The sequence below is a fragment of the Pseudomonas sp. P1_F1_2 genome (assembly GCF_056405815.1).
Map to the genome: position 1 here is coordinate 23,543 of NZ_JBFUBK010000045.1, position 21,828 is coordinate 45,370.

19 protein-coding genes are annotated in these 21,828 nt (G+C 60.2%); 12 read left to right on the forward strand and 7 right to left on the reverse strand.

Translation table 11 applies throughout. The features are described from left to right. Position 1 precedes the first annotated feature (1 nt). The 5 genes from AC1D2P_RS15345 to AC1D2P_RS15365 all read left to right on the forward strand — a co-directional run bounded on the left by AC1D2P_RS15345 (position 2) and on the right by AC1D2P_RS15365 (position 6,119). Positions 2 to 1,585, forward strand: a complete 1,584-nt coding sequence (locus tag AC1D2P_RS15345) for an ArnT family glycosyltransferase (RefSeq protein WP_109784802.1) — start codon at positions 2 to 4, stop codon at positions 1,583 to 1,585. Positions 1,586 to 1,677: 92 nt separating this feature from the next. After that, positions 1,678 to 2,856 carry an MFS transporter gene (locus AC1D2P_RS15350; RefSeq protein WP_109784801.1) on the forward strand — a complete coding sequence of 393 codons (1,179 nt, stop codon included), beginning with the start codon at positions 1,678 to 1,680 and terminating at the stop codon, positions 2,854 to 2,856. 161 nt (positions 2,857 to 3,017) lie between these two features. Next, on the forward strand, positions 3,018 to 3,725 hold the full coding sequence (locus AC1D2P_RS15355) for an HPP family protein (RefSeq protein WP_223525304.1): 708 nt from the start codon (positions 3,018 to 3,020) through the stop codon (positions 3,723 to 3,725). Between the two features lie 132 nt (positions 3,726 to 3,857). Further along, positions 3,858 to 4,964 carry an enoyl-CoA hydratase/isomerase family protein gene (locus AC1D2P_RS15360; RefSeq protein WP_477757309.1) on the forward strand — a complete coding sequence of 369 codons (1,107 nt, stop codon included), beginning with the start codon at positions 3,858 to 3,860 and terminating at the stop codon, positions 4,962 to 4,964. A gap of 3 nt (positions 4,965 to 4,967) precedes the next feature. Continuing rightward, positions 4,968 to 6,119 (forward strand): acyl-CoA dehydrogenase family protein, encoded by a 1,152-nt coding sequence (locus AC1D2P_RS15365; protein WP_077430194.1) that lies wholly within the window; start codon positions 4,968 to 4,970, stop codon positions 6,117 to 6,119. A gap of 86 nt (positions 6,120 to 6,205) precedes the next feature. On the opposite strand, the gene AC1D2P_RS15370 is transcribed toward AC1D2P_RS15365, so the two are convergent. The 6 genes from AC1D2P_RS15370 to AC1D2P_RS15395 all read right to left on the reverse strand — a co-directional run bounded on the left by AC1D2P_RS15370 (position 6,206) and on the right by AC1D2P_RS15395 (position 13,208). Continuing rightward, positions 6,206 to 6,979: an enoyl-CoA hydratase gene (locus AC1D2P_RS15370; protein ID WP_077430195.1), complete on the reverse strand. Its 774-nt coding sequence runs from the start codon at positions 6,977 to 6,979 to the stop codon at positions 6,206 to 6,208. Between the two features lie 13 nt (positions 6,980 to 6,992). Beyond that, positions 6,993 to 8,120 (reverse strand): acyl-CoA dehydrogenase, encoded by a 1,128-nt coding sequence (locus AC1D2P_RS15375; RefSeq protein ID WP_046027328.1) that lies wholly within the window; start codon positions 8,118 to 8,120, stop codon positions 6,993 to 6,995. A gap of 174 nt (positions 8,121 to 8,294) precedes the next feature. Further along, the gene (locus AC1D2P_RS15380) at positions 8,295 to 9,488 is read right to left on the reverse strand and encodes an acetyl-CoA C-acyltransferase (RefSeq protein WP_109784798.1); all 1,194 of its coding nucleotides are present in this window, start codon (positions 9,486 to 9,488) and stop codon (positions 8,295 to 8,297) included. Positions 9,489 to 9,499: 11 nt separating this feature from the next. Beyond that, a complete protein-coding gene (locus AC1D2P_RS15385) occupies positions 9,500 to 10,261 on the reverse strand; it encodes an SDR family NAD(P)-dependent oxidoreductase (protein WP_109784797.1) in 762 nt (253 codons plus the stop codon). A 16-nt stretch (positions 10,262 to 10,277) separates the two neighbouring features. Then, a complete protein-coding gene (locus AC1D2P_RS15390; protein ID WP_477811491.1) occupies positions 10,278 to 11,942 on the reverse strand; it encodes an AMP-binding protein in 1,665 nt (554 codons plus the stop codon). 249 nt (positions 11,943 to 12,191) lie between these two features. Beyond that, a complete protein-coding gene (locus AC1D2P_RS15395) occupies positions 12,192 to 13,208 on the reverse strand; it encodes an AraC family transcriptional regulator (RefSeq protein ID WP_077432156.1) in 1,017 nt (338 codons plus the stop codon). A 275-nt stretch (positions 13,209 to 13,483) separates the two neighbouring features. On the opposite strand from AC1D2P_RS15395, the gene efeU reads away from it, so the two are divergent. The 5 genes from efeU (at position 13,484) to AC1D2P_RS15420 (ending at position 19,098) form a co-directional block, all read left to right on the forward strand. Further along, positions 13,484 to 14,323 (forward strand): iron uptake transporter permease EfeU, encoded by an 840-nt coding sequence (gene efeU / locus AC1D2P_RS15400; RefSeq protein WP_077430197.1) that lies wholly within the window; start codon positions 13,484 to 13,486, stop codon positions 14,321 to 14,323. A gap of 8 nt (positions 14,324 to 14,331) precedes the next feature. Continuing rightward, entirely contained in the window at positions 14,332 to 15,528 is a 1,197-nt protein-coding gene (efeO, locus tag AC1D2P_RS15405; protein WP_477757308.1) for an iron uptake system protein EfeO, read from the forward strand. A 17-nt stretch (positions 15,529 to 15,545) separates the two neighbouring features. After that, a complete protein-coding gene (gene efeB, locus AC1D2P_RS15410; protein WP_477811492.1) occupies positions 15,546 to 16,829 on the forward strand; it encodes an iron uptake transporter deferrochelatase/peroxidase subunit in 1,284 nt (427 codons plus the stop codon). 23 nt (positions 16,830 to 16,852) lie between these two features. Beyond that, the gene (gene efeO, locus AC1D2P_RS15415) at positions 16,853 to 17,677 is read left to right on the forward strand and encodes an iron uptake system protein EfeO (RefSeq protein WP_477757306.1); all 825 of its coding nucleotides are present in this window, start codon (positions 16,853 to 16,855) and stop codon (positions 17,675 to 17,677) included. A gap of 206 nt (positions 17,678 to 17,883) precedes the next feature. After that, positions 17,884 to 19,098 (forward strand): MFS transporter, encoded by a 1,215-nt coding sequence (locus AC1D2P_RS15420; RefSeq protein WP_109784792.1) that lies wholly within the window; start codon positions 17,884 to 17,886, stop codon positions 19,096 to 19,098. On the opposite strand, the gene pssA is transcribed toward AC1D2P_RS15420, so the two are convergent. Next, positions 19,055 to 20,398 carry a CDP-diacylglycerol--serine O-phosphatidyltransferase gene (pssA, locus tag AC1D2P_RS15425; RefSeq protein ID WP_046027337.1) on the reverse strand — a complete coding sequence of 448 codons (1,344 nt, stop codon included), beginning with the start codon at positions 20,396 to 20,398 and terminating at the stop codon, positions 19,055 to 19,057. The two genes, AC1D2P_RS15420 and pssA, sit on opposite strands and share 44 nt — an antisense overlap. A 248-nt stretch (positions 20,399 to 20,646) precedes the next feature. Here pssA and AC1D2P_RS15430 point away from each other — a divergent pair, with 248 nt between their 5' ends. After that, positions 20,647 to 21,210: a TetR/AcrR family transcriptional regulator gene (locus AC1D2P_RS15430; protein WP_223525296.1), complete on the forward strand. Its 564-nt coding sequence runs from the start codon at positions 20,647 to 20,649 to the stop codon at positions 21,208 to 21,210. Between the two features lie 57 nt (positions 21,211 to 21,267). Further along, on the forward strand, positions 21,268 to 21,744 hold the full coding sequence (locus AC1D2P_RS15435; RefSeq protein WP_477811493.1) for a nuclear transport factor 2 family protein: 477 nt from the start codon (positions 21,268 to 21,270) through the stop codon (positions 21,742 to 21,744). Positions 21,745 to 21,828: the final 84 nt, after the last annotated feature.

Consider the following 21,828-nt stretch of genomic DNA (forward strand, 5'->3'; position numbering starts at 1 on the left):
CATGTACCCACGCATCCGCCAACAGTCCCTGGCGTTCGGGCTGTTGGCGCTGTTGTTGTTCTGTGCCGGGATGTCTCACCAGGCGGCCATCGGTTTCGATTCGCGCTTTGTGCTGTTCGCCCAGGAGATGCTGCGCAACGGGCCGTCGTTTTTTCCGACGACCTATGGCCAGCCCTATGCCGATTACTCGGGGCTGTCGACCGTGTTTATCTGGCTGCTTTCCTTGCCTTTCGGGCAGGTCAACAGCCTGAGCGCATGGCTCCCGAGCGCTATCGCCGCAGCGGTCATCGTGACATTGATGTACCGCCTGCTGGCGCCCTATTCCACGCGTTGGGCGGTGTTGAGCATCGCCATGATGCTGCTGACCTTCACCTTCATTACCGAAGCCCGGGCCGTGTCCCTGGACTTGATGCTCGCAGCGGTAGCGTTTGCGGTGTTTTATCTGGGCTACGCCGCCGATCATTTTGGCGCGCCGCGTCGATGGGTGCTGATCTTTGCCTTGCTGGCGCTGGGTTTCTGGATTCGCGGGCCTATCGGCCTGGTGATTCCCACCGGCGTGCTCTGCAGCTATTTCCTGCTCGATCGCCAATGGCGCAGACTGTTTGTCTTCGGTCTGTTGGCATCGGTCCTGCTGGTGGCCTGCATTGGCGTGTTGCTATGGCTGGCGGATGTCAGTGGTGGCCCGGCGTTTTTGCAGGAAGTGATTCGCATGCAGTTCACGGGACGCATGGACGGCACCGAAGGCTCCAACGACGCGCTGTATTACTTCACCAGCTCGGTAGGCAACTATGCCCTGGCGTGGCCCTTGGCCGTACTTGTGCTGATTGCCGTCGTGCTGTCACGCCCGAGGGAGGCTGGCCCGGCATTGCGCCTGGTGCAGTACTGCGTCGCGGCCGGGTTGATCGTGATGATCGGCCTTTCCGTGCCTCAGGCAAAAAAGGCCCGCTACCTGCTGCCGATGCTGCCCATGGCGGCGATTGTGGCGGCGTACCCGTTTCAGGTCGCTCATGGGCGCTTGTTCCATTGGTTGCGGGGGTTGATCCAGAGTCTTTGGTTGCTGATGCCTGGCCTTCTGATTATTGGCTTGGTTGTCTTGCAGCGAAAATTTCCTGACCAGGTTGCGCATCACCCTTCGCTGTTTGTCGTTCTTGGCTTGCTGCAAGTGGTTGCCCTGGTGGCACTCAAGCGCCCGCAATGGCGAGCGCAGACATTGGCGCTTTGTGCGGTTCTGGCACTGTGGTCGTTTTATATCCTGCAATTCGAGCCTGTCCAGCGACAGCTCTACGACACCCGGACGTTCAGTCGCGAGGTGTTTGAACAGGTGCAGAAGGATCCGGCGCCGCTGGTTATGCACGGCATGGGTAAAGACGCCAAGGCCATCAAGTTCATGGTCAACATCAAACAGGACCTGCATCCGGTTTTCACTGAGTCGCCTCAGGAACTGGAAAGCCTCAAGGGACCTGCGTGGTTGATGATGGACCTGAACGTCTATAAATCGCTGCAAGGCACTGCATTCGGTGCGTTGCCACCGGTGCTGAGCGGTCGATTCGACAAGAATGATTTTGTGCTGCTGCATTTACAGTGAGGATTTCAGGCAGTCGCGCAATCGCGAGACTGCTAAAGTAGCGCCGACGATCGAGCTGAAACCGGCTTGATCGAATAGGGATATTCATCACCGTGGTCGCTTACTCTCCGCTTGTTCGCCGTCTTTTGATCTGCTCGCTGACCATCGTTGTCAGCCGCGCCATCACCAGCCCCTTGCTCACGCTGTTTGTGAGCGACAAGCTTGGCCTCAACCAACAAGACGTTGGTTTGCTGCTGGGTATCGCCGTGTTCGTCGCCACCCTGCTCTCTCTTTACGGCGGCTACATCATCGATCGCTTCGAGAAGCGTCGATTGCTGATCCTCGCCATGCTCTCCAGCGCTGTCGGCCTGGTGCTGCTGACCTTTGCTGAAAACCTGTACCTGACCACCCTCACATTAATTGTCACCGAAACTGCATCATCGTTATTCCTGATCGGCTCGAAGGCGATCCTCAGCGACAACCTGCCCGTGGGCCAGCGCGCCAAGGCATTTTCCTTGAGCTATACGTTGACCAACATGGGTTACGCGGTCGGGCCGATGCTCGGTGTGTTGATCGCCAGCGTTTGTGCCAGCGCGCCATTCCTGATTGCGGCGGCCATCGCTTTTTTCAGCATGTTCTTGATGACCGGCATTGCGAAAGACCCGGGCACGGCTCCCCTCATCGGTCAGGCCCAGAGTTTCCTCAAGACGCTGGTCACCCTGAAAAACGATCGCACCCTGATCATGTTCACCGGGGGCTGCTTGCTCAGCACGGTAGTGCATGGCCGCTTTACCTTTTATCTGTCGCAGTACCTGCTGGCGACCAGCAACCCAAAGCACACCATGGAAATCATGGCCGCCCTGCTCGCCTGCAATGCCATCAGCGTGATCCTGCTGCAATACCAGATCGGCCGGTTCCTCAAGCGCGAGCAATTGCGCTACTGGATTGTCGGTGGCACCGGCCTGTTCATAGTCGGGTTGATTGGCTTCAGCCTGGCCGACAGTCTGGTGTCGTGGTGCGTGGCGATGTTCATCTTCACCCTCGGCGAAATAATCATTTACCCCGCCGAATTCCTCTTCGTCGACACCCTCGCCCCGGAAGAACTGCGCGGCAGCTATTACGGCGCGCAGAACCTCGCAGCGCTCGGCGGCGCGTTGAGCCCGGTGATCTGCGGTTTCCTGCTGATGCACACGCCCGCACCCACGATGTTCTATGCCCTGGGCGCATTGGCCGCGATGGGCGGCGGCCTGTGTTTCATGAGTGGGCGACGCGGCTCCATACTGCAAAATTAGTGCACTGAAAGCTCATTAATATGAATTTGTCAGTGCCGGGAATGCGCGGCAAACTGTGTCCCGTTCCTCCCCCAATAGTGGGAACAACTTCAAGGGCTTTCTGGGTATCCCAGCCAAGCCTTTTTTTTTGCTCACGTTTTTGTCTTCGGATTGATTTCATCATGTTCGCTCGCTGGTTGCCCGCCGCCATCAACACCCGTCCCTCCGAATGGAGCCGCGCCGCCATCGGCATGGCCCTTGGGACGATGCTCAGCGTCTGGTTGTGCGGTCAGGTATTCGGCATGGAGGTAGCACTGCATTTGATCGGACCACTGGGCGCATCGGCGGTGTTGTTGTTCGCCGTCTCCTCCGGCGCCCTCGCCCAGCCATGGTCGATTCTGGGCGGCTACTTGAGCGCCGGTGTCGTTTCGTTATTGGTTGCGCACGTGCTCGGTCGCACGCTGGGCAGTGCTTGCCTTGCGGCCGGCATGGCGCTGGTGTTGATGTGCTGGCTGCGTTGCCTGCACCCGCCAGCCGGCGCATTGGCCTTGCTCCTGGTGTTGGCCGACCCGGCCACCATTGCCATGGACTGGAAAGCCCTCGGCCCGGTGATGCTCGGCGCCTGCGCCATGCTGTTCTGCGCCCTGGCCTACAACAACCTGACGCGCATTCGCTACCCAAAACGCGCCGCCGAACCGGTAGCCGTATTACCCGCCGGCCCTCCGTCCATCGACAGCCAGGCCATCACCGCCCAGGATCTGAAACTGGCCTTGGCGGACATGGACGCGTTCATCGACGTCACGCCTGAAGACCTCGAACAGCTTATCCATGCCAGCGAGTTGCACGCCAAACGACGCAGTATCAGTGAAGTGTTTTCCAGTCGGCCTTAGATGCCTCCCATGCATTAATGCAAAGACGACCTGCATTATTCCGGGTTGTACAGGGCAAATTTGCACTGGTACGATCCGGGATCGCTCGCGTGCGAGCATCCTATAAAGAACAATAAAAGCAGGGAGTTAGTGATGACTGCTCAGGTTTCTTCTCCGGGGACTGGCTCCATGGACCCCACGCAAAATGAAGTGCTGGCCGAGGTTCGCAACCACATTGGCCACCTGACCCTCAATCGCCCCGCCGGCCTCAACGCCCTGACCCTGGACATGGTGCGCAACCTGCAACGTCAGCTCGACGCCTGGGCGCTGGATTCACAGGTGCACGCGGTGGTTTTGCGCGGTGCTGGTGAAAAGGCTTTCTGTGCCGGCGGCGATATTCGCTCGCTGCATGACAGCTTCAAAAGCGGCGACACGTTGCATCAGGATTTTTTCGTCGAGGAATACGCTCTCGACCTCGCCATCCACCATTACAGCAAACCCGTACTGGCCTTGATGGACGGCTTTGTCCTCGGTGGCGGCATGGGTCTGGTGCAAGGCGCCGATCTGCGAGTGGTCACCGAGAAAAGTCGCCTGGCGATGCCGGAAGTGGGCATCGGTTATTTCCCGGATGTCGGCGGCAGCTACTTCCTGCCACGCATTCCGGGCGAGCTGGGGATATACCTCGGTGTCAGCGGTGTGCAGATTCGCGCCGCCGACGCGCTCTATTGCGGTCTGGCCGACTGGTATCTGGACAGCGCCAAACTGGCGTTGCTGGACGAAAAGCTCGATCAACTGAAGTGGCACGACACGCCACTCAAAGACCTCCAAAACCTGCTGGCCACACTCGCCGTGCAGCAATTACCCGACGCGCCGCTAAAAGCTTTGCGTCCGGCCATCGACCATTTCTTCGCCCTGCCCGATGTGCCGAGTATTGTTGAGCAACTGCGTACAGTGACGGTTGCCGACAGCCATGAATGGGCACTCGCCACCGCCGACCTGCTGGACAGCCGTTCGCCGCTGGCCATGGGCGTGACGCTGGAAATGCTGCGTCGTGGTCGGCACTTGAGTCTGGAAAACTGCTTCGCCCTTGAGCTGCACCTGGACCGTCAATGGTTCGAGCGCGGCGACCTGATCGAAGGCGTGCGCGCGTTGCTGATCGACAAAGACAAGAGCCCGCGCTGGAACCCGCCGACCTTGCAGGCGCTGGACGCCGAGCACGTCGCGAGTTTTTTCAGCGGGTTTGATGAGAGCGGGAACTGAGCCATGCACGATATCGAATTGAGTGAAGAGCAAGTCATGATCCGCGACATGGCCCGGGACTTTGCCCGTGGCGAAATCGCGCCCCACGCCCAGGCCTGGGAAAAGGCTGGCTGGATTGACGATGGCCTGGTGGCGAAGATGGGTGAACTGGGCCTGCTGGGCATGGTGGTGCCCGAAGAATGGGGCGGCACCTACGTCGACTACGTCGCCTACGCCTTGGCGGTGGAAGAGATTTCCGCTGGCGACGGCGCGACCGGTGCGCTGATGAGCATCCACAACTCGGTAGGCTGCGGGCCGGTCTTCAATTACGGCACTGAAGAACAGAAACAGACGTGGTTGCCGGATCTGGCCAGCGGCCAGGCCATTGGCTGCTTCTGCCTGACCGAACCGCAAGCCGGTTCCGAAGCGCACAACCTGCGCACCCGCGCCGAACTGCGCGACGGTCAGTGGGTGATCAACGGCGCCAAGCAATTTGTCAGCAACGGCAAGCGGGCGAAACTGGCGATTGTGTTTGCCGTAACTGACCCGGACCTGGGCAAACGCGGCATTTCGGCCTTTCTGGTGCCGACCGACACCGCCGGTTTCATCGTCGATCGCACCGAACACAAGATGGGCATTCGTGCCTCGGACACCTGCGCGGTCACCCTGAATAACTGCACCATCCCCGAAGCGAACCTGCTGGGCGAACGCGGCAAAGGCCTGGCCATCGCCCTGTCCAACCTCGAAGGCGGCCGCATCGGCATCGCCGCTCAAGCGTTGGGCATTGCTCGTGCGGCGTTTGAAGCGGCGCTGGCGTATTCGCGAGATCGGGTGCAGTTCGGCAAAACGATCAATGAACACCAGAGCATCGCCAACATGCTCGCCGACATGCACATGCAATTGAACGCCGCCCGGTTGATGATCCTGCACGCCGCACGCCTGCGCACGGCCGGCAAACCCTGCCTGTCGGAGGCGTCACAAGCCAAGCTGTTTGCGTCGGAAATAGCGGAAAAGGTCTGCTCGTCCGCCATTCAGATTCATGGCGGTTATGGCTACCTGGAAGACTATCCGGTGGAGAAGTACTACCGGGATGCGCGAATTACGCAGATCTACGAAGGGTCGAGCGAGATTCAGCGGATGGTGATCGCCCGCGAGCTCAAAAACTATCTAGTGTGAAGATGATCGTTCCCACGCTCTGCGTGGGAACGATCAAACCTGTGGGAGCCGGGCTTGCCCGCGATGGCGTCAGCGAAAACGCCGCATTACTTACCGACGAACTGCGCCTCACGCTTGGCAATAAACGCCGCCATCCCTTCTTTCTGATCCTGCGTCGCAAACGCTGCATGGAACACGCGACGCTCAAAGCGCACGCCTTCGGACAGGCTCACTTCAAACGCGCGGTTCACGCTTTCCTTGACCATCATTGCAATCGGCAGCGACTTCTTCGCGATCAGCGCCGCGACTTTCAGGGCTTCTTCCAACAGTTCATCCGCCGGAACGATCCGTGCGACGATCCCGCAACGCTCCGCTTCCACGGCATCGATCAAACGCCCGCTCAGGCACATTTCCATGGCCTTGGCCTTGCCCACTGCGCGAGTCAGGCGTTGAGTGCCGCCCATGCCTGGCAGCACGCCGAGGTTGATTTCCGGCTGACCAAATTTGGCGTTGTCGCCGGCCAGGATGAAGTCGCACATCAGCGCCAATTCACAGCCACCACCCAAGGCAAAACCATTGACCGCCGCGATGATCGGCTTGCGGCGGTTGGCCACGCGGTCGCTGTCGCTGAACAGGTCGTCGATGTAAATCTGCGGGTAGGTCAGCTCGGCCATTTCCTTGATGTCGGCACCGGCGGCGAAGGCTTTTTTCGAGCCGGTCAGCACGATGCAGCCGATGTTCGAATCGGCTTCCAGGCCATCGAGGGCGTGGTTCAGTTCACTGACGATCTGCGCATTCAACGCGTTCAGCGCTTGCGGACGGTTCAGGGTAATCAGGCCAACGCGACCGTGGGTTTCCAGCAAAATCGTTTCGTAGCTCACAGGGGACTCCTTCTCAAAGATTGCGCGAAATAACCATGCGCTGAATATCGCTGGTGCCTTCGTAGATCTGGCACACCCGCACGTCGCGGTAAATCCGCTCCAGCGGGAAGTCATTCAAGTAACCGTAACCGCCGAGGGTTTGCAACGCCGAAGAGCAGACTTTTTCAGCCATTTCCGAGGCAAACAGTTTGGCCATGGAGGCTTCGACCAGTGCCGGTTTGCCGCTGTCCCTCAAAGCCGCTGCGTAATGCACCATCTGCCGGGCCACGGCAATTTGCGTGGCCATGTCGGCAAGGCGGAACGCGACAGCCTGATGTTCGATGATCGGTTTGCCGAAACTCTCGCGCTCACGGGCGTAGTCGCGGGCCGCTTCGAACGCTGCACGGGCCATGCCCACCGATTGCGAGGCGATGCCGACACGGCCGCCTTCAAGGTTGGCCAGGGCGATTCGGTAACCTTCACCCTCCTCACCCAAGCGGTTGGCCACCGGCACTTTCACGTCTTCAAACAGAATCTGGCAGGTGTCGGACGCGTGCTGGCCGAGTTTGTCTTCGACCCGGGCGACTTTATAGCCTGGCGAATCGGTCGGCACGATCAATGCGGTAATACCGCGCTTGCCGGCACTTGGATCAGTCACGGCAAACACAATCACCACCCCGGCGTTCTGCCCGGAGGTGATGAACTGTTTGCAGCCGTTGAGCACGTAGTGATCGCCTTCCAGGCGCGCACGGGTTTTCAGGCCGCTGGCGTCGGAACCGGCCTGCGGTTCGGTCAGGGCAAAGGCACCCAGCATCGCTCCGCTGGCCAGGGGCTTGAGGAAGCGCTCTTTCTGGTCGTCGTTGCCGTAGTGCAGGATCGGCACGCAACCGACCGAGTTGTGCACGCTCATGATGGTCGAGCAGGCGCCGTCGCCGGCCGCGATTTCTTCCAGGGCCATGGCGTAGGCCAGGTAACCGGTGTCGCAACCGCCCCACTGCTCAGGCACCAGCATGCCAAAGAAGCCCAGGTCGGCCATCTCAGCGATGGCCTCCTTGGGGAAGCGGTGTTCGCGGTCCCACTCGGCGGCGAACGGTTTCAGCCGTTCCTCGGCGAATTGCCGGGCCATGTCGCGAATTTGTTGTTGGTCGTCATTGGGAATCATGGCAAATCCTTAATATAAGCCCTGTAGGAGCAGAGCTTGCTCGCGATGGCGATTTCAAGGCCCCCATCGCCGGCAAGCCGCGCTCCTACGTTACTTCTATGCCACCTGCCCCGTAGGAGCTGAGCTTGCTCGCGATGGCGGCCTCAAAGTCCCCATCGCCGGCAAGCCGTGCTCCTACAACAGGCACTCAACAGCCATGGCCGTGGCTTCACCGCCGCCGATGCAGATCGCAGCAACGCCACGCTTCAGACCTTTCTGGCGCAGGGCCGAGAGCAAGGTCACCAGGATCCGTGCGCCGGATGCGCCGATCGGGTGGCCCAAGGCGCACGCGCCGCCGTGAACGTTGACCTTCTCGTGCGGGATTTCCAGTTTGGCCATCGTCACCAGACTGACCACGGCGAAGGCTTCGTTGACTTCGAACAGCTCAACTTCATCCAGCGACCAGCCGGTTTTCTTCATCAGTTTTTTGATCGCGCCCACCGGCGCCACCGGGAACAGGCCCGGCGTATCGGCAAACGCGGCATGGCCGTGAATCACTGCCAGCGGTTTCAGCCCTTGTTTCTCGGCATCGGAACGGCGCATCAGCACCAATGCCGCCGCGCCGTCGGAAATGGAACTGGAGTTCGCTGCCGTCACCGTACCGCCATCGCGGAACGCCGGTTTCAATGATGCGATTTTGTCCAGCTTGGCTTTCGGTGGCTGCTCATCGTTGCTGATCAGCACCTGTTCTTTACCGACCATCACCGACACCGGGACGATCTCGGCGTTGAAGCTGCCGTCCTTGATTGCCTGTTGCGCACGGGTGGTCGACGCGACCGCAAACGCGTCCTGCGCCTCGCGGGTGAAGCCGTTGGTTTCGGCGCAATCCTCGGCGAAGGTGCCCATCAAGCGGCCCTTGTCGTAGGCATCTTCCAGGCCGTCGAGGAACATGTGATCAAGCACCCGACCGTGGCCCATGCGGTAACCGCTACGTGCGCGGTCCAGCAGGTACGGCGCGTTGGACATGCTTTCCATGCCGCCCGCCACCACCACGTCGGCGCTACCGGCCACCAACATGTCGTGGGCCAGAATCGCCGCTTCCATGCCCGAACCGCACATTTTGTTCAGCGTGGTGCAACGGGTCGATTTATCCAGCCCGGCGCCCAGCGCGGCTTGACGCGCTGGCGCCTGACCGAGGCCTGCGGACAGAACGCAGCCGAACAGCACTTCTTCTACCGATTCGGCGTTGATGCCGGCGCGCTCGACCGCCGCGCGGATCGCGACAGCGCCGAGTTGCGGTGCGCTCAGGCTTTTCAGTTCGCCCTGAAAACCGCCCATCGGGGTGCGGACGGCGCTGACGATAACGATGGGATCGTTGGCAATAGTCATGACAAATCTCCTTACTTGGCGGCCATGCGCAAGGCGCCGTCGAGACGGATCACCTCGCCGTTGAGCATGCTGTTTTCAATGATATGCCGGACCAGCGCGGCGTACTCGCCAGGCTTGCCCAGACGCGGCGGGAATGGCACGCCAGCGGCCAGCGAATCGCGGACTTCCTGGGTCATGCCGGCCATCATCGGTGTTTCGAAAATGCCTGGGGCGATGGTCATCACGCGGATACCAAAGCGCGCCAGTTCACGGGCGGCTGGCAGAGTCAGGCTGACAATGGCGCCCTTGGACGCGGCATAAGCGGCCTGGCCAATCTGGCCGTCATACGCCGCTGCCGACGCGGTATTGATGATCACACCGCGCTCGCCATCGGCATCCGCCTCGGTTTCGGCGATAGCGGCAGATGCCAGGCGCAGCATGTTGAAGCTGCCGATCAGGTTGACGTTGATCACTTGGCTGAAACTGGCGAGCCCATGCGGGCCGTTCTTGCCAAGGATCTTCTCGCCGCGCACGATGCCAGCGCAATTGACCAGGCCGTTGAGACCGCCAAAGGCTTTGACCGTCGCCTGCACTGCGGCTTCGGCGGCGGCTTCGTTGCTGATGTCGGCCACCACACTTTGCGCACCAAGACGTTGAGCCTGAGCCGCTACAGCCTCGGCATTCATGTCCACCAGCATCACTTTGGCGCCAGCCGCGACCAGCATTTCAGCTGTTGCCGCACCCAGGCCGGAAGCACCGCCGGTGACGAGAAAAACCTTGTTTTCGATCTGCATCATTGTTTCCTTGGATTCAAGCTGAAACGTTCTTCGCGGCGGCCTCTTGAGCCTTGGCGATTTCCTGGTTGCGCAAGATAAAGCGCTGCAATTTGCCGCTTGGGGTTTTCGGCAACTCGCTGACAAATTCGATTTCACGGGGGTAAGAATGCGCCGCCAGACGCTTGCGCACGTGTTGGCGCAGTTCTTCGGCCAGCTCCGGCGTGGCGCGGTATTGCGAGCAAATCACCACGAAGGCTTTGACCAGCTCGGTACGCTCCGGATCGGGTTTGCCGACCACGGCGGCCTCGACCACAGCCGGGTGTTCGATCAACGCGCTTTCCACGTCGAACGGGCCGACGCGGTAGCCGGACGTGGTGATCACGTCATCGCTGCGACCGACGAAACTGATGCTGCCGTCAGGGTTCCATTCCACGGTATCGCCGCTCAGGTAATAGTCGCCGACGAACGCTTTGGTCGGCGCGCCTTCGTAACCGTTGAACCAGCACATCGGCGACTGGCTGCGGTCGATGGCCAAAATGCCCGGCTGACCCACACCCAGCTCTTTGTACGCTTCGTCCAGCACCACGATGCGGTGGCCGGGTGAAGCAAAACCGGCGGCGCCGACGTGCACGGGATGTTCCAGTGCGTGGTGGTTGCACAGGACCATACCCAGTTCGGTCTGGCCGTAATGGTCGTGAATCACCACGCCAAGGTTATCGGCGAACCAACGGATGACTTCCGGGTTCAGCGGCTCTCCGGCGCTGCTGACGATGCGCAGCTTGCCCTTGATCGACTTGGCAAACTCGTCGCCGCCCGCGATCAGCAGACGGTACGCGGTCGGTGATYCGGTGAGGTTGGTGATGCCGTACTTGTTGATCACCCGGCAGGTGCTTTCGAGGGTAAACGGGCCATCGTAGAAGGTGATCGGATGCCCCATCGCCATCGGCCCGGTGACCCCGAAATAGATGCCATAGGCCCAACCCGGGTCGGCGACGTTCCAGAACGCGTCTTCAGGGCGCAAATCCACGGCGTCGCGGGTGTAGCTCTGGAACGCGACGATGGCCTTGAGCGGCACCGACAGCGCTTTCGAGGGACCGGTGGTGCCCGAGGTGAACATCAGCAGGAACGGGTCTTCGCCGGTCAGCAGCACCGGTTCGCAGTCTGCGGAAAAATTGGCCAGTTCGGCCCAGAAACTGAAATCGCCCTGCACGATGCCCGTGCCTTTAGGGCCACCGACCGTGACGATGGTCGGGCAGTCGGCGACTTCCGCGAGTTTCGAGCGATTGACCGCGTCGGTCACCACCACTTTGGCACCCGAGCTGCCGAGACGGTGTTCAATGGCTTTGGGGCCGAAAGCGGTAAACAGTGGCTGATACACCGCGCCGATGCGCCAGGTGGCGAAGACGGTGATCAATAGTTCGATATTACGTGGCAGGAGGCCGGCGACCTTGTCGCCCTTTTTCACCCCTTGGGCCAGCAGGAAATTGGCAAACCGTGCCGCTTTGTCCTGCAAGTCAGTGAAGGTGTACGAAGCGCTGGCGCCATCGCGCCCTTCCCAGAACAGCGCAATGCGCCCCGGCAAGGCGTGCCGGTCGCAACACTCGACGCAGGCGTTGAGCGCTTGCAAGGAACCACTGAGTGCGGCATCGACGGTGTGCTGATAATTGAACTGTGATGTGGCAGACAAGTAATCGCGCATTGCCAGAATCCCTCGGTATTTTTATTAGGTTGGGGGAACCGTATAAACCAGAGAAATACTCGCTCCGTGCGTAGAACGGGGCAATGGTCAAAGCCTTCAGATTGCGTGACTGGTTTGGCCAAAATTCAAGAGGTGTGCCGCCTGGGCGCACGCTTTCGCGGGCAAGCCACGCTCCCACATTTGCAATGCACTCCCCTGTGGGCGTGGCTTGCCCGCGATGGCGTCAGTCGATCCAATATGGGGACCGGATCAGTGCGCCTCGTTAAGGATCAAACTCCGGTAATGCCCCGGATTGGACCCCGACCACTTGCGAAACGCCTTGTAGAACGAACTCGCATCGGCAAACCCCAGCCGGGCCGCAATCTCGGCGAAGCTGATGTTCGGCTCTGCCAGCCAAACGATCGCCAGTTCCTTGCGCACGCTGTCCTTGAGCCCTTGGTAGGTCTGCCCTTCTTCCGCCAGACGTCGGCGCAAGGTCGAGGCGGACATGTGCAGTTGCTGCGCCAACGGTTCGGTTTCCGGCCAATGTTCTGCGGGCAAGTGCCGCAAATTCTGTTTGATGCGGCTCGCCAGGCTCTCAGGATCACGGTACTTGACCAGAATATTGGCCGGCGCGTGCGCCAGGAAACGCTTGAGTTCTTCCGGGCTGCGCTTGATCGGCAAGTCCAGGCACTCAGCCGAGAAAATCATCCGCGTGCGCGGCCGGTCGAAGCGCAGGTTTTCGGAGAACATCACCTGATAGTCGCCGCAAAAATCCGGCGCCGGGCAGCGCAATTCGATGGCCAGGATTGGAATCCGCCGCCCCGCGAGCCAACAGGCAACGCCGTGAACGATCATCCAGTAGGTGAAATAAGTGAAGGCACGACGCGGATCCTGATCGTCTTCCGCCAGCACGATTTCGGCCAGGCTTTGCTGGCGAACCAGCTGCGCGGGCATGTTTTCAAGCATCAGCGACAGAAAACCCAGGCCCGAGGTCAGCCCAGCGGCCAGGCTCGGCTGGACCATCGAGCAACGACACAGAAACTCAAGACTGCCGGATTTGAGCTTGCGCGGGTCCATGCCAAAAAACTCATCGTCACCGCGTCGCGCCAGCAGGCGCCACAACCGCGCATAGGCCGTCGCCGGAACTCGCGCGTCAGGGGTTTGCAACCATGCCGGATCGATGCCGACCTTGTTCAACACCTCATCGGTGGCCTGGCCCGGGGCGCAGCTTTGCAACAGCGCTTCGCGCACCAGTTGAATGGAGATGGTGTCTTTTTCCGACATTGAGCGCGGTGAGCCCTGTTGTTTTTTGAGTGCGGGCATCTTACCGCAGCACGCTTGAGCAAAGGAGATCCTGTGGGAGCGGGCTTGCCCGCGAAAGCGGTGGATATGCCGACATATGTATCGAAGGTGACTGCGTCATCGCGGGCAAGCCCGCTCCCACAGTGATGTTCAGGGTTGTTCAGCTTAGGTTCAGGTAAATGTCAATTATTTGCATATGTGAATGAATGTCATTATGTTACAAATTAGCACCCTAACTAATTGTGTCCCGGTGCTGAATGCTCGTCCCTTTCCTGATCATGCTGCGCGAAGGCATCGAAGCCGCGTTGATCGTTGGCATCATCGCCAGCTACCTCAAGCAAACCGGCCGGGGTCAGTGGATGCCCGCGGTGTGGATCGGTGTGTTCCTCGCTGCGGCGTTGGCCCTGCTGGTGGGGGGTGGTCTGGAGCTGGTCAGCGCCGAATTCCCGCAGAAACAACAAGAGCTGTTTGAAGGCGTGATCGGTCTGCTGGCCGTCGGCATTCTCAGTTCGATGGTGTTCTGGATGCGCAAAGTGGCGCGCTCGATCAAACATTCGCTGCAGGCGTCCCTCGATCACGCGCTGGCCGGCTCCAGACACCAGGTCATCGCCCTGATCGCCATGGTGTTTTTCGCCGTGGCCCGGGAAGGCCTGGAGACGGTGTTCTTCCTGCTGGCGGTGTTCCAACAGAGCGAGGGCCCGGCCGCGCCCATTGGCGCCCTGCTCGGCCTGATCCTGGCCATCGCCGTCGGTTTCCTCATCTACAGCGGCAGCATGCGCCTGAACCTTGGTGCATTTTTCCGCTGGACCGGGTTGTTCATCCTGTTCGTGGCCGCCGGCATTCTCTCCAATTCGGTGCAGGCGCTGCATGAAGCCGGGCTATGGAATCACCTGCAAACCGTGCTGTTCGACTTCAGCGCAACGCTGCCGATGGACGGCCCGTTGGGCTCGGTGCTGGCGGGCATGTTCGGCTATCAGGACGCCCCAACGGTCAGCACCCTCGGTGCCTACCTGATTTATCTGGTAGTGGCGTTGGTGATGTTTTTCGTCCCGGCCCCCACGCCCGCCAAACAGCCTTCTTCCGTTTCCAGTCAGTAAGGGCCTTCATGTCAAAGCCTATTCCTACAGCCGGCCCGTCCCGGGCCTTGCGTTGGGCAGTGGCCGGTTCGGTGATCGTGATGATCGCCGCCGGTGGCCTGTTCTATTACGCCTCGAAAATGGCCGCCGCCAAGCGCCAGGCCAACCATGACGACGTGGTGGTCAACATTCACCCGCACAGCTGCGAGCCCAATGCGCTGACGGTCCCGGCCGGTCGCGCCAGTTTCCGCATCGTCAACCGCTCGGACCGCGCTGTTGAATGGGAAATCCTCGACGGTGTGCTGGTGCTCGAAGAGCGCGAGAACATCGCGCCGGGCCTGAGCCAGGTGATCAACGCCAACCTGTTGCCCGGCGACTACACCATCACTTGCGGTTTGCTCAGCAACCCGCGCGGCACCTTGCACGTGACCCCGACCGAGGCGTCCGAGGCCGCCGCAAAAGCCAAACCGTCGATGGTCGCGTTCGTTGGTCCGTTGTCAGAATTTCGCGTGTACCTGAGCATGCAAGGCACGGCGTTGATCAAAGCCGTTACCGCGCTTGAGCAAGCCATCGAGGTCGGCGACCTAAGCCAGGCGCAATCCTTGTATGCGCCGGCCCGCGCTGCGTATCAACGCATCGCCCCGGCCGCCCAGCGCTTGGCCGAGCTGGATAACGCGATCAATGCCCGCGCCGACTATTTCCAAAAACGCGAGCAGGACCCGGCCTTCGTCGGCTTCCATCGCCTGGAATATGCGCTGTTCCAGCAACGTAGCCTCGATGGTTTGGCCCCGGTTGCCCAACGTCTGACCGCTGACGTCACCACGCTCAAGCAGCAACTGCTGGCCGAACCGCTGCCGCCGGAGCAACTGGTGAGCATTGTGGTGCGCAACCTCAATACCCTCGCTGATGTACGTGCCAGCAGCGGTGAAGAAGAACGCTACAGCCACACCGACCTGAACGGTTTTGCCGCCAACCTCGACGTCGCCCGCAAAGTTGTCGACTTGCTGCGCCCGATGCTGAGCACATCCGCCGCCGATTTACTGCCCACGCTCGACAGCGCCATCGTCGCCTTCGACACCGAACTTAACGGCCTCAAGGTCAACGATGGTTACGCCCGCTACGACAGCGTCAGCGCCGAACAGCGCAAAAAAATCGCCGAAAAGGCTCAGGCACTGGCCGGCGCCCTCGATGCCATCGATCCCGCCCTTGGCCTCTCCGGCCTGTAAGCAGAAGACTTGAACCCATGAATGACTCAGAGCAATTCAACCTCCAGCGTCGCCGGATATTGATGGGCATGGGCGCGGCCGGCGTGGCGTTGAGCTGTCCGGTCATGGCCGCCAGCCCCGCGCAGGTCACTGAAGCGCCGAGCAGCGACAAGACTGAAGACCGCCATGAATTCCACGGCAAACACCAGGCTGGCATCGTCACCCCACKTCCGGCATCCGGCATGCTGGTGTCGTTTGATGTGCTGGCCACTGACCGAGCCGACCTCGAACGGCTGTTTAGCACCCTCAACGAGCGCATCGCGTTCTTGATGAAGGGCGGCCCGGTAACCCAGGTCGATCCGAAACTGCCGCCAGTGGATTCCGGGATTCTTGGCCCGGTGGTCACACCGGACAACCTGACCATCACTGTGTCGGTGGGAGAGTCGTTGTTCGACGAGCGTTTCGGTCTGGCCAGCGTCAAACCCAAGCGACTGGCGCGCATGGTCGGTTTCCCCAACGATGCACTGGAGGCTGACTGCTGCCACGGCGACCTGAGCCTGCAGTTCTGCTCCAACACTACCGACACCAACATCCACGCCCTGCGCGACATCGTTAAAAACCTGCCGGACTTGCTCCTGGTGCGCTGGAAACAGGAAGGCAGCGTGCCGCCGCAAGCTCCGGCGAAACCGGGTGTTCCGGCGCAGAGCGCGCGCAATTTCCTGGGTTTTCGCGACGGCTCGGCCAATCCTGATTCGAACGATGCCAACGTCATGGACCGCATCGTCTGGGTCCGACCCGGCAGCGATGAACCAGGCTGGGCAACCCATGGCAGCTATCAAGCGGTGCGGATCATCCGCAATTTCGTTGAGCGCTGGGACCGTACGCCGTTGCAAGAACAGGAAACCATCCTCGGACGGGTCAAAAGCACCGGTGCGCCCATGGGTGGCGCCCATGAAACCGAAGTCCCGGACTACGCCAAGGACCCGCAAGGCAAGCTGACCAGACTCGACGCGCACATCCGGCTGGCCAACCCGCGCACCGCCGCCACCCAAGCCAATCTGATCCTGCGCCGGCCGTTCAACTACTCCAATGGCGTGAACAAAAACGGCCAGCTCGACATGGGCTTGTTGTTCATCTGCTACCAGGCCGATCTGGAAAAAGGCTTTATCACCGTGCAAACCCGTCTGAACGGCGAGCCGCTGGAGGAATACCTGAAACCCGTCGGCGGCGGCTACTTCTTCACCCTGCCAGGTGTCACCAGCGACCAGGACTTCATCGGTCGCTCGCTGCTTCATGCCACATCCTCAACAACAACCGCCTGACAACTCCCAACACGGAACCGCCCATGAAAAAGTCGCCACTCGCTTTACTGCTGACCCTTGGCTTGCTCAACACTCCGCTTTCGGCGTTCGCGACCACAGCGCCGATGGACCTGGTGGGGCCGGTTTCGGACTATAAGATTTACGTCACAGAGCAACTGGACGAATTGGCCAGCCACACCCAACAGTTCACCGACGCGGTGAAAAAAGGTGATCTGGCCACCGCGCAAAAGCTCTACGCCCCGACCCGCGTTTACTACGAGTCGATCGAGCCGATTGCCGAGCTGTTCAGTGACCTGGACGCGTCCATCGATTCGCGCGTAGACGACCACGAAAAAGGCGTGAAAGCCGACGACTTCACTGGCTTCCACCGCATCGAGTACTCGCTGTTCTCGGAAAAAAGCACCCAAGGCCTGGGCGATTTGGCCGACGGCCTGAACAAAGACGTCAAGGACCTGCAAACCCGCGTGGCCGGCCTGACCTTCCCGCCTGAGAAAGTCGTCGGTGGCGCGGCGGCGCTGCTCGAAGAAGTCGCGGCCACCAAGATCTCCGGTGAAGAAGACCGCTACAGCCACACCGACCTCTATGACTTCCAGGGCAACGTCGACGGCGCGAAGAAAATCGTCGACCTGTTCCGTCCGCAGATCGAGAAGCAAGACGCGGCATTCATCGCCAAAGTCGACAAGAACTTCGCGACCGTGGACAAGATCCTGGCCAAGTACAAGACCCAGGATGGCGGTTTCGAAACCTACGACAAGGTGAAAGAGAATGACCGTAAAGCGTTGGTTGGGCCGGTGAATACCTTGGCTGAAGACCTGTCGACGTTGCGCGGCAAACTGGGTTTGAACTGATCGTTTTCTAGCGTCTGAGCGGGCCCCATCGCGGGCAAGCCCGCTCCCACAGAGGATCTTCGGTGTTCACAAGATCTGTGGGAGCGGCGGTGCGACGATTCGACTTGCCCGCGATGGCATTATCACTGCCACCGATACTCCTCCTGCCTTGCACATAACCCGCGCTACTATCCCCCCCACTCTAAAAGCTCACGGACGACTCCCCCATGACCACCCCTGCCTTCGATCTGCGCCCATTGATGGTCGCGAACATGGCCTGTTCCATGTCGATGATGGCGTTCGTATCGCTGATCGGCCCGATTGCCCGCGTGCTGGGCCTGGCCACCTGGCAGGCTGGTGCGGCGGTGACGGTGTCCGGGGTGATCTGGATGCTGCTCGCCCGCCCTTGGGGCCAGGCCAGTGACCGCTATGGTCGACGACGAATATTGCTGATCGCCACCGCTGGCTTCACCCTCGCCTATTGGGCCTTGTGCCTGTTCATCGATGCTTCGTTGCGATTTCTACCCTCGGCGCTGCTGGGGTTCATCGGCGTGATGATCGGGCGCGGTTTGATCGGTGTGTTCTATGCGGCGATTCCGGTGGGTGGCAACGCGCTGATCGCCGACAACATCGAACCGCAACACCGCGCCAAAGCCATGGCCGCCTTGGGTGCCGCCAATGCGTGCGGCCTTGTAATCGGCCCGGCCATCGCCGCATTGCTGTCACGCTTCAGTTTGAGCCTGCCGTTCTACGCCATGGCCGTCCTGCCGCTGCTGGCTTTTCTGGTGTTGCACTTCAAGCTCAAAGGGCAAGAACTGCACCTGCGCCAGGCGCCGCGCAAGGTACACCTGAACGATCCACGCCTGCGCCGGCCCATGGCTGTCGCGTTTGTCGCGATGCTGTGTGTGTCGATTGCGCAGATCACCGTCGGTTTTTTCGCCCTCGACCGCCTCGGCATGAGCCCGGCCGACGCCGCGCAAACAGCAGGCATCGCCCTGACCATGGTCGGTTTCGCGTTGATCTGTGCGCAATTGGTGGTGCGCAGACTCGATTGGCCGCCATTGCGGTTGATCCGCGCCGGGGCGCTGGTGGCATCAGCAGGATTTGCCGGCAGCATTCTCGCGAATACGGCGTGGGGGTTGTGGCTGTGCTTTTTCGTGTCGGCGGGCGGGATGGGCTTGATCTTCCCGTCCTTTGCCGCGTTGGCCGCCAATGCGGTCGAGGCCTCGGAGCAAGGCGCGACGGCGGGCACCATCGGCGCGGCACAAGGGTTCGGCGTGGTGATCGGGCCGTTGGCGGCCACTCTGATTTACGACCTCGAACCCCGCCTGCCCTATCTGGTGGCCGCGGCGTTACTGCTGTTGGTGGCTTTGTGGCCAAAGCCCCGCGAACTGGAGCTTACAAAATGCGATACAGCAGACGCTCGATCCGCACCCGACTGACGCGGGTGAGAAACTTGGCCACCGCCGGCGGGTAATCCAGCAGCGTTTCAAGGTCCTGGTATCGCTCGATTCGCTGGGTATTCTGGAAAATCTGCACCAGTTCGCCAGCGCGCGACTCAAGCAATTCGCCTTTCGGGTCATCGATCAGCAGTGCGTTTTCCAGGTCAAGACGGAACGCCCGCGGGTTGAGGTTGTTGCCGGTCAGCAAGGTGTAGCGCTGGTCGATCCACATGCCTTTGAGGTGATAGGTGTTGTCGCCATCACGCCACAAATGCAGGTTCAATTTGCCGCTGTCGATACTGTGCTGATGCTTTTTGGCAAAGCGTCGCAGGCTGATCTCGTAGAGATACGGCAACGCGGCGATCACCTTGAACGGCTCACTCGGCGGAATGTAGAAGTCGTTGGCGGTCTTGTCACCGACCACAATATCGATCTTCACGCCCCGGCCCAGCGCCCGGTTTATTTCCCGAGTCACCGCCAGTGGCAGGTTGAAGTACGGCGTGCAGATGGTCAGTTGGTGCTGGGCGCTGGCGATCAACTCGCAAATCACCCGATTCAATGGATTGTTCTTGCCTACACCGAGTAACGGACTGACGGATAAACCACCTTTTTCCGTGGTGCCCGCCGTGGTGTCGTACGCGGCATGCTTGAGGCGGCTGCGCAAGTCACCGATATCGTGGCGCAGGCTGCGAGTGGTCGGCAGGTTCGGCAAATCGAGGCGATGCACGGCCTTGGAAGCGATGAAACCGTGCTGGACAAGGTGTTGCATCGAATTGGCCAGCGCCTGGTTTTCCAGTACGTGATAACGGTCAAAGCGGTATTTGTCGAACTTGTGCAGGTACACGTTGTTCAGGCTCGCACCGCTATAAATCACACAGTCATCGATCACAAAGCCCTTCAAATGCAGCACGCCGAACAGCTCACGCGTCTGCACCGGCACGCCATACACCGGCACTTCACTTGCGTGGGTACGCGTCGCTTCCTGATACCAGGCCGAGTTGCCCGGTTGCTTGCCGGCACCAATCAAACCGCGTTGGGCGCGCAACCAGTCAACCACCACGACCACGTCCAGTTCCGGACGCGCCAGTTTGGCGGCGTGCAAGGCATCGAGGATTTCCTGGCCCGCTTCATCTTGTTGCAGATACAGCGCAACGATATAGATGCGCCGGGTCGCTTGGGCGATTTTCTCCAGCAGGCAGCGACGAAACCCGGCAGCGCCAGACAGGATGGTGACGGCATCGGCGGTCAGCGGAAAACTGCGCAGTTTGGGCAGCAGAGAGCGTTTGAAAAGCGACGGCATAGGGCTCGCAATGGGTCAATTCCGAATAGTCACAGAGCTTACACGATGGATCAGTTTGGGTCTTGTTACGGTCTGTAATGCCGCCTCAGTTCGCTCCTGCGCTCTGGGTGGGAATGGCTCCGCGTTCGCTTCTAAATGCGACGCGGAGCGTCACCGGATGCATTCCCACGCAGAGCGTGGGAACGATCTTTAAACAGGCGTAAAATTTTTTATTGACCATGAAGAATGATCGTTCTACTGTTCAGCACATGAACAAAATAACCAGCAACGACACACGCGACATCATTCTGGATGTCACCGAAAAGTTGATCTACAAAAGTGGTATCGCTGCCACTGGCATGGATCTTCTGGTGAAAACCGCCGGCGTCTCCAGAAAAAGTATTTACCGCTACTTCACCAACAAGGAGGAGCTGACCGTTGCGGCCCTGCAACGGCGCGACGTGCGCTGGATGCACTGGTACCGGACGGAAGTCGGCATGGCCGAGACCCCGGCCGACCGGCTGCTGAACCTGTTTACCGTGCTCAAGGCCTGGTTTGCCTCGGACGGCTTCCGCGGCTGCGCTTTCATCAACACCAGTGGTGAAACCGGCGACCCGCAAGACCCGGTTCGCCTGGTTGCCAAAGAACACAAACAGAAGCTGCTCGACTACGTGCGCGAGCTCTGTACCGAACATGGCGCTGCCGACGCGGAAACACTGGCCAAACAGCTGCTGATCCTGATCGACGGTGCCATTACCGTAGCGCTTGTGATGGGTGATCACAGTGCCGCCGATAATGCGCAATGCATGGCGCGAAAGTTATTGGACCTGTAACCACTTTATATAAGCCTGACAACTTGGTTTAACTTTACTTTTACTGGGAGACATTAAATGTCTAACGCAGAAGTTCGTCCGCCATTGCCGCCCTTTACCCGTGAATCAGCCATCGAAAAAGTTCGCCTGGCCGAAGACGGCTGGAACTCACGCGATCCGGAACGGGTGTCGCTGGCCTATACGCTGGACACCAAGTGGCGTAACCGCGCCGAGTTCRCCTACAACCGTGAAGAAGCCAAGGGTTTCCTGACCCGCAAATGGGCCAAGGAACTGGATTATCGCCTGATCAAGGAACTCTGGGCCTTCACCGGCAACCGCATCGCCGTCCGTTACGCCTATGAATGGCACGACGACTCGGGCAACTGGTTCCGTTCCTACGGCAACGAAAACTGGGAGTTCGATGAGAACGGTTTGATGGCTAACCGGTTCGCCTGCATCAACGACCTGCCGATAAAGGAAAGCGACCGCAAATTCCACTGGCCGCTGGGGCGTCGGCCGGATGATCACCCGGGGTTGTCGGACCTCGGCCTTTAAGTTCACCTAAATCCAACTGTAGGAGCCGGGCTTGCCCGCGATGGCGATGTCACAAGCAACTGAAGTGTTGAATGTGATGCCGCC

Bases quoted from the DNA above. Each gene is read 5' to 3' on its own strand.
- AC1D2P_RS15355 (WP_223525304.1), top strand. From the start codon at position 3,018: ATGTTCGCTCGCTGGTTGCCCGCCGCCATCAACACCCGTCCCTCCGAA.
- AC1D2P_RS15360 (WP_477757309.1), top strand. From the start codon at position 3,858: ATGACTGCTCAGGTTTCTTCTCCGGGGACTGGCTCCATGGACCCCACG.
- efeO (WP_477757306.1), top strand. From the start codon at position 16,853: ATGAAAAAGTCGCCACTCGCTTTACTGCTGACCCTTGGCTTGCTCAAC.
- pssA (WP_046027337.1), bottom strand. From the start codon at position 20,398: ATGCCGTCGCTTTTCAAACGCTCTCTGCTGCCCAAACTGCGCAGTTTT.
- efeO (WP_477757308.1), top strand. From the start codon at position 14,332: ATGTCAAAGCCTATTCCTACAGCCGGCCCGTCCCGGGCCTTGCGTTGG.
- AC1D2P_RS15365 (WP_077430194.1), top strand. From the start codon at position 4,968: ATGCACGATATCGAATTGAGTGAAGAGCAAGTCATGATCCGCGACATG.
- AC1D2P_RS15345 (WP_109784802.1), top strand. From the start codon at position 2: ATGTACCCACGCATCCGCCAACAGTCCCTGGCGTTCGGGCTGTTGGCG.
- AC1D2P_RS15420 (WP_109784792.1), top strand. From the start codon at position 17,884: ATGACCACCCCTGCCTTCGATCTGCGCCCATTGATGGTCGCGAACATG.
- AC1D2P_RS15380 (WP_109784798.1), bottom strand. From the start codon at position 9,488: ATGACTATTGCCAACGATCCCATCGTTATCGTCAGCGCCGTCCGCACC.
- efeU (WP_077430197.1), top strand. From the start codon at position 13,484: ATGCTCGTCCCTTTCCTGATCATGCTGCGCGAAGGCATCGAAGCCGCG.
- AC1D2P_RS15395 (WP_077432156.1), bottom strand. From the start codon at position 13,208: ATGTCGGAAAAAGACACCATCTCCATTCAACTGGTGCGCGAAGCGCTG.
- AC1D2P_RS15430 (WP_223525296.1), top strand. From the start codon at position 20,647: ATGAACAAAATAACCAGCAACGACACACGCGACATCATTCTGGATGTC.
- AC1D2P_RS15375 (WP_046027328.1), bottom strand. From the start codon at position 8,120: ATGATTCCCAATGACGACCAACAACAAATTCGCGACATGGCCCGGCAA.
- AC1D2P_RS15385 (WP_109784797.1), bottom strand. From the start codon at position 10,261: ATGCAGATCGAAAACAAGGTTTTTCTCGTCACCGGCGGTGCTTCCGGC.